Annotated in this window: 14 protein-coding genes and 2 pseudogenes; 3 read left to right on the forward strand and 13 right to left on the reverse strand. The window is 40.6% G+C overall.

The window, feature by feature from the left end:
• Positions 1–10: 10 nt before the first annotated feature.
• On the forward strand, positions 11–919 hold the full coding sequence (locus P253_RS02895) for a LysR family transcriptional regulator (protein ID WP_016658299.1): 909 nt from the start codon (positions 11–13) through the stop codon (positions 917–919).
• 136 nt (positions 920–1,055) lie between these two features.
• Here the strand turns inward: P253_RS02895 and P253_RS15390 are convergent.
• The 7 genes and pseudogenes from P253_RS15390 to P253_RS02925 all read right to left on the reverse strand — a co-directional run.
• Positions 1,056–1,133 (reverse strand): annotated as a pseudogene (locus P253_RS15390) (transcriptional regulator); the annotation flags it as partial.
• Between the two features lie 223 nt (positions 1,134–1,356).
• Complete coding sequence (gene pcaD, locus P253_RS02900; protein ID WP_016658298.1) at positions 1,357–2,136, reverse strand: 3-oxoadipate enol-lactonase; 780 nt, start codon at positions 2,134–2,136, stop codon at positions 1,357–1,359.
• A gap of 92 nt (positions 2,137–2,228) precedes the next feature.
• Complete coding sequence (gene pcaF / locus P253_RS02905; protein WP_016658297.1) at positions 2,229–3,434, reverse strand: 3-oxoadipyl-CoA thiolase; 1,206 nt, start codon at positions 3,432–3,434, stop codon at positions 2,229–2,231.
• A gap of 109 nt (positions 3,435–3,543) precedes the next feature.
• The gene (locus tag P253_RS02910) at positions 3,544–4,197 is read right to left on the reverse strand and encodes a 3-oxoacid CoA-transferase subunit B (protein WP_016658296.1); all 654 of its coding nucleotides are present in this window, start codon (positions 4,195–4,197) and stop codon (positions 3,544–3,546) included.
• 2 nt (positions 4,198–4,199) lie between these two features.
• Positions 4,200–4,889 carry a 3-oxoacid CoA-transferase subunit A gene (locus tag P253_RS02915; RefSeq protein ID WP_016658295.1) on the reverse strand — a complete coding sequence of 230 codons (690 nt, stop codon included), beginning with the start codon at positions 4,887–4,889 and terminating at the stop codon, positions 4,200–4,202.
• A 218-nt stretch (positions 4,890–5,107) separates the two neighbouring features.
• The gene (gene catC, locus P253_RS02920) at positions 5,108–5,398 is read right to left on the reverse strand and encodes a muconolactone Delta-isomerase (protein ID WP_016658294.1); all 291 of its coding nucleotides are present in this window, start codon (positions 5,396–5,398) and stop codon (positions 5,108–5,110) included.
• A 14-nt stretch (positions 5,399–5,412) separates the two neighbouring features.
• Positions 5,413–6,522, reverse strand: coding sequence for a muconate/chloromuconate family cycloisomerase (locus P253_RS02925; protein WP_016658293.1), 1,110 nt, complete (start codon positions 6,520–6,522; stop codon positions 5,413–5,415).
• Between the two features lie 102 nt (positions 6,523–6,624).
• Here P253_RS02925 and catM point away from each other — a divergent pair, with 102 nt between their 5' ends.
• Positions 6,625–7,542 (forward strand): cis,cis-muconate-binding transcription regulator CatM, encoded by a 918-nt coding sequence (gene catM / locus P253_RS02930; protein ID WP_016658292.1) that lies wholly within the window; start codon positions 6,625–6,627, stop codon positions 7,540–7,542.
• Between the two features lie 57 nt (positions 7,543–7,599).
• Here the strand turns inward: catM and P253_RS02935 are convergent, their stop codons facing one another.
• From P253_RS02935 to P253_RS02950, 4 genes are all read right to left on the reverse strand, one after another.
• Positions 7,600–9,213, reverse strand: a complete 1,614-nt coding sequence (locus tag P253_RS02935) for a GTPase (RefSeq protein WP_016658291.1) — start codon at positions 9,211–9,213, stop codon at positions 7,600–7,602.
• Positions 9,210–10,469: a GTPase gene (locus tag P253_RS02940; RefSeq protein ID WP_016658290.1), complete on the reverse strand. Its 1,260-nt coding sequence runs from the start codon at positions 10,467–10,469 to the stop codon at positions 9,210–9,212. The genes P253_RS02935 and P253_RS02940 overlap by 4 nt, the downstream gene beginning before the upstream one ends.
• 88 nt (positions 10,470–10,557) lie before the next feature.
• Complete coding sequence (gene catA / locus P253_RS02945; protein ID WP_016658289.1) at positions 10,558–11,502, reverse strand: catechol 1,2-dioxygenase; 945 nt, start codon at positions 11,500–11,502, stop codon at positions 10,558–10,560.
• Between the two features lie 226 nt (positions 11,503–11,728).
• Positions 11,729–12,430, reverse strand: coding sequence for an IS1 family transposase (locus tag P253_RS02950; protein WP_035362990.1), 702 nt, complete (start codon positions 12,428–12,430; stop codon positions 11,729–11,731).
• A gap of 142 nt (positions 12,431–12,572) precedes the next feature.
• Between P253_RS02950 and P253_RS02955 the strand changes: the two are divergent.
• Positions 12,573–13,757: pseudogene (locus P253_RS02955) on the forward strand (TonB-dependent receptor); the annotation flags it as partial.
• Positions 13,758–13,913: 156 nt separating this feature from the next.
• Here P253_RS02955 and P253_RS02960 read toward each other — a convergent pair.
• Positions 13,914–14,195: a hypothetical protein gene (locus P253_RS02960; RefSeq protein WP_016658286.1), complete on the reverse strand. Its 282-nt coding sequence runs from the start codon at positions 14,193–14,195 to the stop codon at positions 13,914–13,916.
• Positions 14,192–15,751, reverse strand: a complete 1,560-nt coding sequence (locus tag P253_RS02965; RefSeq protein ID WP_016658285.1) for a PepSY-associated TM helix domain-containing protein — start codon at positions 15,749–15,751, stop codon at positions 14,192–14,194. The genes P253_RS02960 and P253_RS02965 overlap by 4 nt, the downstream gene beginning before the upstream one ends.

A 15,751-nucleotide genomic window follows, 5' to 3' on the forward strand; every position in this document is an offset into this window, starting at 1 on the left:
GCCACACAATATGGATATTCGCCAAATGAAATATTTCATTGCTGTAGCTGATGAGATGAGTTTCACAAAAGCGGCTGAAAAATTATTTATTGCTCAGCCACCATTAAGTCGTGCTATACAAAATTTGGAAGAAGAGTTAGACGTGTCGTTATTGGTACGTAATACTCGATCCATAGAATTGACAGAAGCAGGTAAATACTTCTACGAAAATTCGAAAAAAATTGTGCAGAGTGAAATGCATCTTAAGAAGATGACACAGCAAATTGGCGGAGCCAATAATACACTGCGTATTGGATTTATTGGTTCTGCCATACACAGCGAACTGGCAGAATGCATCAAATATTACCGATTAAAGTATCCTGATATTGCCATTCATGTCGAAGCCATGAATACTCTTCAACAGATTGAAAAATTAAAAAACGGCAAGATTGACATAGGAATTGGTAGACTTAAAAGTATAGATCACGAGATTGAGCGTATTATTCTGAAAGAAGAAAAGCTTTATGTTGCTTTATATAAAGAGCATCCACTGTTACAGCTAAAAGTTAATCAGTCTCTTTCTTTAGAAGATATCGTTGATGAACCAATAATTTTATTTCCTGATACTCCACAACCAAATTTCCTTTCAAATATTCTTGAAATTTTTGAAGTCAAAATGATATCGCCCTCAAATCTATTTGAGCCTGTACGTGATATTCACTCTGCTTTGGGATTAGTGTTGGCTGGATTTGGAATCACAATAGTGAATGAGGGGGTGGTTAATCTTTATAGTAAAGATCTTGTATTTATTCCTCTGAGTGAAGCATTTGCTTTTAGCCCAATTATTCTCAGATACCGAAAAAAAGAAAATTATACCCCGGTTGAAAATTTTATTAATTTATCAAAAAAAATATTTGGCTATGAATTAAAGGCTACTTAATTGTATAGACTTATTAATGAAAAGGATATATTAGGACTTACGCACTATCATTTATAGATTCTCTGGGCTTTGTTGCACAAAGATTTGAAAGGAAAAGCACCCCTAATTGAGCCAAATTTCCTGATCCACCTCTCTTTTAGAAAAACGTATCTGCCGATACATTAAACCGCTCAGACAATGCCTTAATATGACGAATATTCAGTTGGCGTTTACCTATTTGTAGTCATAAATTTAGTCCCCACTTGTTTTTAAGTGGGGACTAAATTAAGGCTTATAGGCTGAATTCATAAGGTGTGTTCAGTGGACGCTTAAATTTGAGCATTAGACTGCTGAATAAGCCGTCATGAATAGATTTGTGCAACGAAGCCGAGATAGTAATAAAAAATGGCCATGCACTGACCATTTTTATAAAAATTTTGTAGATTACTACAATAGAATTATGCGTTTAAAAACTGATGTAGAATGTAATTAAAAACTCTCGGCTGTTCTATATTGGATATATGAGATGCATCAATTTTAAATAACTGACTATTTGGAATATGCTCCACCATATATTCTCCATCAGCAATGGTCGTTACAGGGTCCTGTAAACCAGCCACGACAAGCGTTGGAACAGTAATATTTTTAAGTTGTTCACGAAGATCCGCTTTAGCCAAAGCTTCACAGCAGCTTGCATAACCTTCTGGGCTGCCAGCACCAAGGTCGTTACTTAAAGATTCTACAATTGCTGTGTTACTTTGGATAAAGGGCTCGGTAAACCAACGTGATGCAGCTGTGTCAGCAATCGGTTTCAAACCTTGTTCACGGACCAATGCTGCACGCGTATCCCAAGCGAGTTCTTGACCGATTTTTGCTGCTGTATTAGATACCACGACATGGTTAAAACGTTCTGGGTGGTGAATGGCCAACCATTGACCTGTTAAACCACCCATTGAAATGCCACAAAAACTGGCTTTGCTAATATTTAAATGATCTAATATATGGATAACATCTAGACCAAGTTGATCAATCGTAAATGGGCCTTTTGGGGCAGAAGATGCACCGTGACCTCGGGTATCGTAGCAAATCACAAAAAAATCATTCTGTAGCGCATCAATTTGCGGCTGCCACATCGAATATTTTGTGCCCAGTGAGTTTGAGAATATGATTGCTGGGTTATTTGTATCGCCGAAGGTTTGGTAGTTAATTTCGGCATCATTCGATATAAATTTTGGCATTTTACAATCCTTGATCTTATCTTTTAACTTGATCCAGCATTTTCAGCCTAATCCTCAGGGATAAAGCAGATTGCTCTGCAAAGAGAGCTTATTTAGACTCTTTCAATAATCAAAGCAATGCCTTGACCCACACCGATACACATCGAGCATAAGGCGTATTTGCCATTGGTTGCTTCAAGTTGACTTAATGCTGTGGTCACTAGGCGTGCACCAGATGCACCGAGTGGATGTCCAAGCGCAATCGCACCACCATTTGGATTAACTTTCGCTTCGTCATCCGCCAAGCCCAAATCGCGGGTTACCGCTAAAGCTTGCGCTGCAAACGCTTCATTCAGCTCAATCACGTCCATTTGTTCAAGTGTTAACCCTGTTTGTGCCAGCAATTTTTTCATGGCAGGCGCTGGACCAAAGCCCATGATGCGTGGCTCAACACCAACCGTTGTTGCACCAATAATTTTGGCACGTGCTTTGAGTCCATATTTTTCAACTGCATCATCAGAGGCAATGAGCAGGGCAGCAGCACCGTCATTAATCCCTGAAGCATTACCTGCAGTAACCGTGCCCTCTGCTTTCACAACCGGTTTGAGTTTGTTTAATGCTTCCAGTGTGGTTGACGCGCGCGGGTGTTCATCTGTATCAACAATTACAGCATCGCCTTTACGTTGAGGGATGCTGACAGCAATAATTTCGCTTTTAAAAAAACCTTTGGCTTGGGCTGCTGCGGTGCGCTGTTGGCTGTTATATGCAAAGATGTCTTGATCCGTGCGGTTGATATTGAATTGTTCTGCAACGTTTTCCGCTGTCTGCGGCATAGTTTCTACACCGTACATTTCTTTCAACTTAGGATTGATAAAGCGCCAGCCCATGGTAGTGTCTTCAAATTTCTGGCTGCGCCCATAAGCAGATTCGGATTTACCCATTACAAAAGGCGCACGGCTCATGCTTTCTACACCACCCGCGATAATTAAATCAGCTTCATTGGCTTTGATTGCACGTGCGGCCATTGCAATAGCATCTAAAGATGAGCCACATAAACGGTTTACCGTAGTTGCAGGCACTTGATAAGGCATACCAGCCAAAAGGGCAGACATACGTCCGACATTACGATTATCTTCACCGGCCTGGTTGGCACAACCGTAAATGACATCATCGACGTTTTCCCAATTGATCGATGGATTTCGTTCCATCAAAGCTTTGATGGGTAATGCACCCAAATCATCTGCACGAATTGGCGCTAGACCACCTGCATAGCGACCGAATGGTGTACGAATAGCGTCAATGATGTATGCGTTTATCATTTTTAAATCCTTAACTGAAAGCTCCTCCTTTTTTAAAGGGAGGTTGAGAGCGATTTTAAAAAGTTGATTTATTCGAAAAATCCCCCTTTGTAAAAGGGGACTCCCTTTTTTATTTAGATGTCCCATCCACCAACTTTGCACCAGTCATTGCCTGCAACTCTTCAAAGCTCAGACCGTCTACTTTTTCAATCACGGTCATGCCTGTAGGCGTCACATCAATCACGCAAAGGTCGGTATAAATGCGGTCTACGCATTTCAAGCCAGTGGCAGGGTAACTTAATTCAGCGACAATTTTAGGCTCGCCTTTTTTAGTTACATGATCTGTGGTGATAAATACTTTCTTTGCACCCACAGCCAAGTCCATTGCACCACCCACTGCAGGGATTGCATCGGGAGCGCCTGTATGCCAGTTGGCTAAGTCGCCATTTTCAGCCACTTGGAATGCACCGAGTACAGCAATATCTAAGTGACCGCCCCGCATCATGGCAAATGAGTCACCATGATGGAAAAATGCACCGCCAGTCAACATGGTGACAAATTCTTTACCCGCATTAATCAGCTCAGGGTCTTCATGACCTGTTTCTGGAGGTGGGCCAAAAGCCAATAGACCATTTTCAGAGTGTAGAAATATGTCTTTATCTGAAGGTAGGTAATTCGAAATTTTAGTCGGTAAACCAATGCCTAAATTCACATAAGCACCATCTGGAATATCTTGGGCCACACGTTCAGCAATTTGATCACGGCTTAATTTGGTATAACTCATTTTTAAATCTCCGTATCCAACAATTGAGCAGGTGTAACGTGAACAACGTGTTGAACAAATATCCCTGGGGTGATGATATGTTCTGGATCTAAGCCACCGAGTTCAACTACTTCAGATACTTGCGCAATGGTCACATCGGCAGCCATAGCCATAATTGGGCCAAAGTTACGTGCAGATTTGTTATAAACCAAGTTGCCCCAACGGTCGCCTTGATGCGCTTTGATGAGTGCAAAATCTGCTTTGATTGGATTTTCTAAAACAAAGTCTTTACCTTCGTAATTGAGTGTCGTTTTACCTTCAGCTAAAAGCGTACCGAAACCTGTAGGCGTATAGATTGGACCTAATCCCATCCCCGCCGCTTGAATACGACATGCTAAATTGCCTTGTGGTACAAGTTCTAATTCAATTTTTCCAGCACGGTAAAGTTCATCAAAAACCCAAGAGTCAGACTGGCGTGGGAAAGAACAAATGATTTTACGGACAGAGCCTGCTTTAAGCAGTTTCGCAAGGCCATAATCGCCATTACCTGCATTGTTATTCACAATCACGAGGTCTTTGATGCCAAGCTTAATCAGTCCGTCAATCAGTTCAGCAGGCTGACCCGCTGTGCCAAAGCCGCCGATCATGACAGTTGAACCATTTTTAATTTGGGACAGTGCATCCATTAAGGATGTTGAGCTTTTATCAATCATATGACTACTCTTATTTGTATATGCTTAAATTGCTATGCGTAAATATCATTTCTAAAATACCTATGCATAAAAATTATTGGGTTGTTATCACTGTACAATTAGGCCCTATTTCAAGCTGCGCCTTTAAAACTCCTGTAATACATCTCAGTATATAAATGAGAGATAAACCACCCCAAAAAATTAGAGTTCTAACAAGTTAGAGTGGTTTGATTTTCTGATCAGCTATCATCTTCACGAACTGAAGAGGGATGGCGGTTCAACGCTGTTACATGAATATCCATATACGGGTAGAGTGGTAAACCTTGCAAAATGTTGTGCAACTCTTCATTGCTTTCAACATCAAAAATACTGATATTTGAATATTGACCCGTAATACGCCAAATATGGCGCCATTTACCTTGGCGCTGTAAATCTTGTGAATAAGCTTTTTCAACAGCTTTAATTTCATTGGCTTTATCGCTTGGCATATCTAAAGGGATATGTACGTCCATTTTGACTTGGAAAAGCATGATGTCTCCTTAAATTATTGACGACGTAGGTTGTCGATTTTATTTTCGTCCAACTCAATACCTAAGCCTAAACCTGTAGGGATTTGTAGCTCAAAATTTTCATATTTGAGTGGTGTTTTTAAAATTTCTTCAGTCAGCAATAGTGGACCAAATAACTCAGTGCCATATGCTAAATTGCTGAAGGTTGAAAATACGTGGGCTGAAGCAATTGTGCCTACAGAACCTTCTAGCATGGTGCCACCGTATAAATCTATACCGGCAAGATTGGCGATCTTTCCAACTTCGCAGCCCTCAAGTAAGCCGCCCGATTGCGCAATTTTTACTGCAAATACAGAGGCAGCGCTTCGTTTTGCCAGTTCATAAGCACTTTGTGGACCCATGAGTGATTCATCTGCCATGATCGCAATATCAAATTTACGTGTTAAGCGTTCCATAGCATCAATATTATGGATCGCGCATGGCTGTTCAATCAGGTCAATGCCACCATCTTGCAGCATTTGAATACCTTTAATCGCAGTTAATTCTGACCATGCACGATTGACATCGACACGAATTGAAATGTCATCACCTAAGGCTTTTTTGATTGCCAATACATGTTCAACATCTTGTTCAACAGGGCGTGAACCGATTTTGAGTTTGAAAATATTATGACGCTTGCTAGCAATCATTTTTTGCGCTTCAAGAATGTCTTTTTCAGTATTGCCAGAAGCTAATACCCATAACACTGGAATACTGTCTCTTAGGCGACCACCTAAAACCTCACTAAGAGGCAAACCCAGACGCTGTGCTTGGATATCGAGTAATGCAGTTTGAATGGCGCATTTTGCAAAACGGTTACCATTAATATTGCGATTAATGACCTGCATAATTTGCGCGACATTCACATCTTTCAATGTTTTGAGTAGAGGTGCAAAATAGGTTTCAATATTGGTTTTGACGCTCTCAGGGCTTTCTTCGCCATATCCTAAGCCACCAATTGTGGTGGCTTCGCCCCAGCCGATAAAACCGTCTTCTGTGCTGATTTTAACCAGTACGAGTGTCTGAGTTTGCATTGTTGCAACAGCCATCTTATGTGGACGGATCGTTGGAATCTCAACAAGCAATGTTTCTATAGTTTTATACATTGCAAAAAATCTTCTGTGTTTAGCTATTTGTATACCCTAAGTTAATGTAATATCTTAAACTAGAGACAAATTGGTATTTTTGAATACTTAAAAGGTATATAAATGGAATTAAGACATTTACGTTATTTTGTGACGGTTGTTGAAGAGCAAAGCATTACTAAAGCTGCAGATAAACTCTGTATTGCTCAGCCTCCTTTGAGTCGACAAATTCAAAAATTAGAAGAAGAATTAGGCATTACCTTATTCGAACGAGGATCGCGCCCAGTTAAAACAACAGAGGCAGGGATGTTCTTTTATGAACATGCTGTGCAAATTTTGACGCATACAGCTCAAGCGACCTCAATGGCGCAGCGCATCAATGCTGTGGATAAGACAGTTCGGATCGGCTACGTCGGTTCTTTACTGTATGCTTTGTTGCCTCAAATCATTTATTTATTTCGTCAGCGGCATCCAGATACACATGTAAAATTAATCGAGTGTGGCACGCGGGATCAGATTGAAGCCCTAAAAGCAGGTAAGATTGATATTGGTTTTGGTCGATTGCGATTATCCGATCCAGCCATCAAACGTTTATTATTACGTAAAGAGCGCTTAAAACTGGCGGTGCATAAAAATCATCATCTGGCAGAATTTATTGATACTGGCGTTTATCTGTCACAAATTGTCAAAGAATCCATCTTTTCTTATCCCATTGCGCCTAAACCTAATTTTTCGACATTAATCCAGTCTATTTTTACAGAATTAGGCTTAGTCCCGAAAGAGCTTATAGAAGTTCGTGAAATTCATTTAGCACTCGGTTTGGTTTCCTCTGGCGAAGGGATTTCAATCATTCCTGAAAGTGCCAGTGAAATTGGCATGAAAAACTTAATCTATATTCCAATTTTAGACCTAGAAGCTTATTCACCAATTTCATTATCGGTCAGAAATATGGATCAAAGTTCATACATTCCTGATATTTTAGAATGCATCAAAGAAGTATTCGCCGAAGAGGGGAAGCCCGTTCAACTCAATGATGATTAATACAAGGGTTGGTAAGCTGCACTGAAGTTTTTCCTAATGTGCCTATTTAGGATCTAATTAGGATAGATTCAAAAGATTCCTCACTTTTGATGAATCAGAATTTGGCCGTCTTAAATAATCGGCAATGTATTGCAGTTCTTGTTCATCATTGGCTAAGCCCTGTTGGATGGTCTCAATTTGCTTTTCAATGTTGTTCAGCACATTTTGACATTGCTCAATGACATCATCCAAATAGTTGTCTACTTTCTGCAATAAACCATTCGAAATTTCAGTATATAAAAGCTCATGACCAATGGCTAAGATGTCCTTATCCTCCTCTGCATATATGACTTCGTATGCCAAATGCTCCGAAAACTCTAAATGCTCAAGCGGCATAAATTTCAATTGATAATCAACCAAATGTTTTGAAATGTGTACTGCCAGTAATTGATTGGTTTGCTGTGTAAGCGTGCGATATAAATCAGGCAAGGCTTGCTGCGCGGCAAATTGTTCTAATAGGCTTGGTAAAGTGGCAATAACGCTGCGCCAAGTCTGTGTCATGATTTGAGACTTATGCTGCACTAATGCATTGCTGGCATTGTTCAAACACACCTGCAATTGATTAAGCTGCGGCACAACTTCAAGTTGTAACGGCGCTAATATTTCTTCCTGCAAATGATGAAGCAAGGCTTCGGCAGGTTTTCGCTGTTTATAGGCTAAGGCGGGTTCAATTAAATGAAAAAGAGCATTAAATAGGCTATTAAATCCAGCAGATTGCATAGCTTGATCATTAAAATCTGCATCTTTTAACATTTGCGAAGAAATCGATACTGGCACTTGCAATAAGTCAGGATCAACTTGCATTTCCACCAGTTGCGATGTGGCACGCGTATAGACGTCCTGCTCCTGCAAACTACGTTGATCCGAATTTTTATTGCATAAGACTTGGCAAATTTCTCCATCCACCTCGTCTTCTTCAAAATAATCACTTCTGGTAATCACAGGCAGTAAGGGTTTATGCCTACGTAACTCCTGTCCCAAAGCCATGAGTTCTTTGACCTGACCGGGTGAAGATGAACTGCTTAACCATAAAACACCATCGGCACTGTCTAAAAACCGTTGAGTTAGTTCGGCATTTTGGGGAGTTACAGAATGCAGTCCAGGCGTGTCTAATAAAATTAGATTAAGACCGAGGCAAACACCTTGTAAACGCGAGGTGGTCTCTGTGGCACCTTCTTTTAAAGGTTTATCAATTTCGATGATATTTCCAGCATCGAGGTAAAAATAACCAACGCTTTGTTGTCGTCTGCGGAAACTTTCAGCCAAGACATTACATAATGAACTTTTACCGGCATTAAATTTGCCAAAAATTAATAAAATGATTTTATCTTCAAAATGTTCAGCAATAGATTGTGCATCTTTGAGGCGGTCTAGATGTGTTTCCCAGTGACTCAGATAATGTTCAAGTTGGGTATTTAAAGCCACAATCGCAGTAGATATTTGGCTGGATGAACTCAATCCGTTACTGTTTAAACGTCGTTCATTTAGATTGGTTGCCAGTTGCTGATGCCAAGCCTGCATTTTATTTAAATGCAGTAGAATATCTTGCTCAGGCTGATTGAAAGTATCAGAACTTTGGATCAAATGTTGAATTGGACTTTCAATCGAAGTTTGAATCAAATCAGTACTCATAATGCTCCCTCCAAAGTTTCTGTTACTTGTTGGGCTTGTACAATGAGTTGAAGTCGTTGCTCTAGATTCTGTAGTTGGTTTTTCAATTGCATGCGATCGGCCGAGACTTCAAAATAGTGTGTGAATTCACGTCGCAAACGATCACGACCTGATTCTTCGTCAAAAATAAGTTTTAAATCCTTACGCAGTTTGACCGAAACCCCCATGACCGCAACCATCACAGTATCCAAACTACGGACATTACTTTTTTGTGTATCAGGTAAACCAATCACACCATATCGTACTAAGTGACTGTTGATTTCGATACAAGCGCGCGAATACGCTACTTGAATACGGTTACGATCTCGTTTACCCGCAGTCACTTTATACATATTGGCAAAGGAATCTGGTTCTAAAGAATCGTCTTTTCCTGAAATCTGCAGAATGGGCTGTAAATCCACACGAACTTTGTCTAGCACTTGATTGAGATCATGCAAAAAGGATTCAGCTTGTTGTTGAAGCGTTGTGTTCAGTTGCTGTATTTGGGTCTGAGTTGAATTTTGCAGTTCAGAGATTTCTGATTTAAGTTCAGTGAAGATTTTATTTTTTTCAAACTGGCGTATTGCGGAAACTTTTTCAATCATGCCGTTGAGGGTTTGTTGCAGTTCTGGAATACCACTACGTTGAACTAGTAGTGGTTTAGAATTGACTAAGCCTTGGCGATGACGCGTTGCAGAAACGGGCATAACATTGGCATCAGGCGCTTGTTTTTTAATGCTGTCGATAATATGTGCTAAAACATCTTGATCTGGTGCTTGATCGATTTGCGTCAGGACCAGTACGCTTTGACGCCGTGTTTGCTGTTCATCTTGTTTGAATTGTTGAAATAATTGTAATTCATACGGATCGAATTCACCCTCACGAACAGAATGGATTATTAAGCGGATATCCGCTTCGGTCCACATCGCATCTTGTGCATATTGGTCGTCAATGGCTGCGACATCAGCATCTAAACCTGGTGCATCTAACCAGCGGACATTATGCTTTAAATGTTCAGATAAAGTGACCGTTTCACGTTTATCTGCAACAGAGAAAATGTCATCGCCAATGAGTTCATTTAAAAGTCGGCTTTTACCGTGGTTATATTTGCCAATCACCGTCACGGTGGGAAATTGTCCTGCTAACAAGATAGCACGAAGCCGAGCCAAACTCCTATCTCGCTCTGGAAGAATGGTTAAAATTTCATTTTGTGCTGCATCAAAAATACGAATATCCATATAATTTTCTATTTATCCATAAAGCAAATCAGGCTACGCGATTGCTGACAGCCTGATTACAAGATTCAAAATTAGATTTATAGTTGCATCAAGCTTGCAAGCGCGGGCGGTCTACCACTTGGTTATCAACTCCATCGACAAGTCGGCTTAATTTTAGATCAAAGACCATTTCAGCAAATGGACCTTCTACGCCGTTGGCTTGACTTGTCGCAGGATCGGTATGCTCAATCGCTTCAACCACTAGGCCTTCACGAGTTGCAAAAGCGAAGTCATCGTAGGTGTACGGGTCGCCAGCAACGTTAATTTGCGTAGTGAGTTTGCGATGACCATCTGCTGACACAAAGAAGTGGATGTGCGCAGGACGGTTACCGTGACGACCTAATTGATTTAACAATTGCTGTGTTGGACCATTTGGTGGGCAGCCATAACCTGATGGCAGAATCGTTTGTACACGATAATGGCCTTGTGCATCCGTCATAATAGTACGGCGCATGTTGAATGGTGTTTGTTCGCCAGTTGGGTCAAAGTGTGAATAGAAACCTTTGGTATTGGCATGCCAAATTTCAACTTGTGCATTTGGAATCGGTTGACCATCTGCATTGTAAATTGTGCCATGCAAAATAAGCGTATGGCCATTTGGATCGCTGCCATCATCCATACGTGCAAAGCCTTGTGACACAGGCGCGCCAGCCACATAAAGAGGGCCTTCAATGGTACGTGGCGTTGGGTTGTCAATGCCTAAAGCAGCATCGATTGCATCCATACGCATATCAAGAAAATGGTCAAAACCTAAACCAGGGGAAAGCAATCCAGCTTCATGACTTGTACCGAGTTGGTTTAAATATGCAATTGCCGCCCAATATTCATCAGAAGTAATTTCTAAATCTTCAATTGATTTAAATAAATCAGAAACTACGCGGTGGATAATTTGTTTGATACGCGGATTACCACCTTCTTGCTCAAGACCACTGAGTAGATTTATAAAATTTTGTACTTCTTCCGTGTTAAAAATTTTAACATTTGCGGCTGTCATGGCTATCTCCTTCATGTTGCCATAATGCTGGTCTACTTCATAATTACTCAATCGTTGTATGAGTTAAGACTGCATTGATTCTTAAATTGTATATCGGTTTATATATACCTTAATTAAATGTTATAGCCCTATCTAGTCTTTTTTTGGTATCTTTAAATACTTAAAAGGTATATTTAAGGAATGTGGTTTTAAAAAATTAGGTGGTGTTTCAAAAAGTATGCTGGCGTTAAACAAATCCGTTATTAAGGTAAAAGAAAGTCAAATCAAAGGCTTTAAAATGATTTTCGAGCTTTTTAGAAAAGTTGCAACTTCTCCTAAATCCACGCCTGATTCGATGACGAATTCTACAATTGTTACCTTCAATACTGACGGTAAAAAACTTACCGATCACTTGCTTGCAACATAGAAATGCTGTGATAAAACTATCCCAGTGATCACTCGCAATTCGAGCATATTGAACCCCAAGCTTTTTAAGTTTAGCTTTAAGACGTTGAACCGTTGCTAAATCCCGCTTACCCCAAACATAAGCAACAATTTCTCCAGATTCTCGATGGTAGGCATAAATAAGCCATTGTTTATTTTGCTTATTCCCTACAAAAGTCCAAAGTTCATCGACTTCAAGACATTCGTAGTGGCTTTGTTTAGGCTGAATCTGATAGATCGATTCACTTAAGGTTCGTAATACCTTGCCAATGCTGATACGCTCGACTTCATCAATATCTCTTACACCGCTTCCTCTGACCATTAAATGTAATATCTTGCCGGTAATACCTGAGTTACACCCTTGATAGCTTAATGCATGATCACCAATAAACTGACGTTTGCAATCTTTGCACTGATGGTTTTGTTTCCAATCTACTTTGATGCCATTTCTCTTTATATTGTTACTTAGACAGGTAGGACATTTGATTTGTAGCGTTATTTTTATACCTCTATTTTATCAAAAGCCATATTGTTTTTTTCAGCATACTTTTTGAAACACCACCAAATATTTAAACAAAAGTTTTACAATGATAATAATAATGATTATTATTTGCGCCAATATTAATATTCATGTAAAGGGAATAACAATGCGACTATCTCAATTCAGCCTGTGTCTTCTTAGTGTCGCCATTTCTTCACAGCTGTATGCACAAAAGCCAAGTCCTGCATTTAAGGAACAGGAAAGTTCAGATAAAACTCTCAAGCTTTCTCCTATTGTGGTAACAGCAACCCGTACCCCTAAAACAATTGCGGAAGTTGCGGGAACTGTGCAGACCATTCAGGGTGAAGAAATTGCTCAACAGGCTGGAGCGGGTCGAAAAGTAGCAGACGTTTTAGCGCAGCTGGTACCCTCACTGGCACCTAGCAGTGGAACCACCAGTAACTATGGTCAGACCATGCGCGGACGGAATGTACTGGTTATGATTGATGGAGTTTCACAGACCGGTTCGCGCGATGTGGCACGTCAGCTCAACAGTATCAGTCCAAATATGATTGATCACATTGAAGTGGTTTCGGGTGCGACCAGTATTTATGGTTCTGGGGCAACAGGCGGTATTATTAATATTATTACCAAACGTGCGGACAAATCGAAACCGGTCAGCTTTCAGACCAAGTTAGGCCTGACATCGGCTGATAATTTCCGTCGTGATAGTTTGGCTTATCAAGTGGGGCAGACTGCTTCATTTAGTAATGAAAAGATGGACGGTTTTTTAGGGGTAGATTATACCAGTCGGGGTTCGCAGTTTGATGGTAAGGGGGATCGTATTTCGTTAAGCCCTTGGCAAGGTAGCACGATGGATACCGATACGCTGGATGTGAATGGTCGTTTAAACTTTAATTTAACCGATAAGCAAAGCTTAAGTTTTGGTGCACAATATTACAACGATGAACAGGATACCGAATATGGTCCTGACTATTCTTATCTGCAAGCCGGGACACAGCCTTCTTATAAATCCATTAAAGGGTGGAATTTAGATAAACAACCCTTTACAGAACGCTATGCATTTAATTCCCAGTATCAAAACCAGGATTTCCTGGGACAAACCTTAAATGTTGAAGCGTATTACCGGAATGAAAAAGCGCGTTTCGTACCATATGGTTATTCAAAAGATGGCGTGAATGTGAAACAAAGCCAATCCAATGTGGACTATGCCGGAATTCGCTCTACTGTTCAATCTGACCTGCAGGTAGCCGAGCGAGATTTAAAACTGACTTATGGTCTGGACTATGACTGGGAAAAAGACCATCAGTGGTCTGATTACTATACGCCAAGGGCTTTGTTGCACAAAGATTTCATAACTATATGATTTTAAAGGTTTTGATTATTTTTTGATCCAAAATTAAATTTATTTAAATCAGATGCTTACATATTTATGCAACAAAGCCAAATCTTTATGTAACTAAGCCATTTATAATTAAACCCCAAATTATAACTTTTTCCCTAAATGATTCATTTTTACAATAAAGACAAAAAGTACCGGACTCAGCAGCACCCAGAGCGAAACGAAGCTAATACTCTCGCTAAACTGTGTGCTTAATAGCAACATCACCATACATAAAATAGTGCCTGACGTGAGTTTAACCAAGACTGGAAATACCGAAAGTAGGGCATATCTGGAGGTTCTGGTTTTGATGATCTGTTTTTCACTGACGGTATAAAAACCAAGACAGGACAGCCAGAGAAGTCCGATTACTGCAATCCATATCATGATGACGGTCCTTGCTGTACAGTTTTGAGTTTGGTCTGGATTTTACGGACCGCCTTTTGCTGAATAGGGTGAATATTCTGGTGTAAAAAGTAAGCAAGCAGTGCCAATAGCCAGAGCATCAAATCAATACGTAAAAATGGCCAGTAGCTTTTAAACGAATCAATATCGTGTTGCGAAACCATATAATATATATCAATCAGCGGAAGCATAAACGCAGCCCCAATCAGGATTTTGAGCTGGGTTTTCCATAAATACTGCTGTGGTGTTAAACAGGCCAGCATGAAACTGCCAATCCAGATACTGAAAAAACTATAAATTTCATAATTCGGTGCACCTGCAGGGATGCTGACAAAACGATTGGCATAGAGATAGCCGAGCATGGCCAGCGGAAGGCCAAGGATCATGCTGATATTTAAACGGTTAACCAGATAGTATCCCAGATGAAAACGTGCGGATTTTTTCTGCATCTGACGTTTCAGGCTCCAGAGCAGTAAACCGGATGCAATCATGGCGCAACCTAAGAGGCCGGAAAAAAACAGAGCCAACCGTAACACAGGGTCAGCAAACCGCGCCATATGCAAGCCATACACGCCGGCATTTAAAGTGGCAATTGCACTGTCATTACGTGTGTTTTTTAGTAATTTACCTGTGGTGGCATTGAATGTGAGTTGAGCTTGATTTCGGGTAATAGAATGATCTTTCAGTTCCGTGAAGGTGATTTGGGCCAGCTGGGTATTGGGTTGTTTAACGGTAATGCTCTCAAATTCCGTCTTCCCCCAATGCTGCTGTACCGTCGAAGTAAAATGCTGAACAGGCAGCATGTTGCTTTTGACAGGCGCAGTAGAAATAGCTGATCCATTTACAGTCTGGATATCTTCAAAATATTGAAAAGGATGTTCCGGATATAACTTTTTCATACCAGACGGCAGGATGATATAAAAGAAAATCGCCAATCCGGTAAAGGTAATAGTCAGGAAAAAGGGAAGTGCAATTACCGAACTGACATTATGAAAATCCAGATAGGATCGTTGTCCTTTAAAGGCCCTTAAGGTAAAAAAGTCGGTCAGGATTTTTTTGTGGGTAATAATTCCTGAAATCAGGGTGATCAGCATGATGAATGCTGCAATGGTCACCATCAGACGCCCGATGGTGTAGGGCAGACCATACAGTTGAAAATGAAAATTATAGAAAAAATCTCCACCTTGTGTCGCTGAAAGGGTTAATTCACGGCCCGTCGAGGCATCTAGAGTTCTCATTTCATAGTGGCCATCGGGTGTTTGCCAGTAGATTTTATTGACCGGCGCGGCGGGATGAGCGACGCCAATGTACCAGTGCTGCGCATCCGCTGCATGTTGCTGTAAATATTGATAGGCCGTTTTGACCGCGGTGTCCTGATTTACCTGCATTGAGGCAAATTGTGGCTGCATCCACATGGTAATTTCATGACGATAATAGGTCACTGCACCGGTTAAAAAGATCGCGAAAAGCAGCCAGCCAAAGCTTAAACCCAGCCATGAATGCAGCCATGCCATAGATTGACGGACAGATTTATGCAT

The sequence above is a fragment of the Acinetobacter indicus CIP 110367 genome, assembly GCF_000488255.1.
GTDB classification, from domain to species: Bacteria; Pseudomonadota; Gammaproteobacteria; order Pseudomonadales; family Moraxellaceae; genus Acinetobacter; species Acinetobacter indicus.

Excerpts from the sequence above, each read along its gene's own strand:
- P253_RS02960 (WP_016658286.1), bottom strand. The coding sequence starts at position 14,195 with ATGATATGGATTGCAGTAATCGGACTTCTCTGGCTGTCCTGTCTTGGT.
- P253_RS02895 (WP_016658299.1), top strand. The coding sequence starts at position 11 with ATGGATATTCGCCAAATGAAATATTTCATTGCTGTAGCTGATGAGATG.
- catA (WP_016658289.1), bottom strand. The coding sequence starts at position 11,502 with ATGACAGCCGCAAATGTTAAAATTTTTAACACGGAAGAAGTACAAAAT.
- catM (WP_016658292.1), top strand. The coding sequence starts at position 6,625 with ATGGAATTAAGACATTTACGTTATTTTGTGACGGTTGTTGAAGAGCAA.
- P253_RS02915 (WP_016658295.1), bottom strand. The coding sequence starts at position 4,889 with ATGATTGATAAAAGCTCAACATCCTTAATGGATGCACTGTCCCAAATT.
- catC (WP_016658294.1), bottom strand. The coding sequence starts at position 5,398 with ATGCTTTTCCAAGTCAAAATGGACGTACATATCCCTTTAGATATGCCA.
- P253_RS02925 (WP_016658293.1), bottom strand. The coding sequence starts at position 6,522 with ATGTATAAAACTATAGAAACATTGCTTGTTGAGATTCCAACGATCCGT.
- P253_RS02965 (WP_016658285.1), bottom strand. The coding sequence starts at position 15,751 with ATGCATAAATCTGTCCGTCAATCTATGGCATGGCTGCATTCATGGCTG.
- pcaF (WP_016658297.1), bottom strand. The coding sequence starts at position 3,434 with ATGATAAACGCATACATCATTGACGCTATTCGTACACCATTCGGTCGC.
- P253_RS02940 (WP_016658290.1), bottom strand. The coding sequence starts at position 10,469 with ATGGATATTCGTATTTTTGATGCAGCACAAAATGAAATTTTAACCATT.
- P253_RS02910 (WP_016658296.1), bottom strand. The coding sequence starts at position 4,197 with ATGAGTTATACCAAATTAAGCCGTGATCAAATTGCTGAACGTGTGGCC.
- P253_RS02935 (WP_016658291.1), bottom strand. The coding sequence starts at position 9,213 with ATGAGTACTGATTTGATTCAAACTTCGATTGAAAGTCCAATTCAACAT.
- pcaD (WP_016658298.1), bottom strand. The coding sequence starts at position 2,136 with ATGCCAAAATTTATATCGAATGATGCCGAAATTAACTACCAAACCTTC.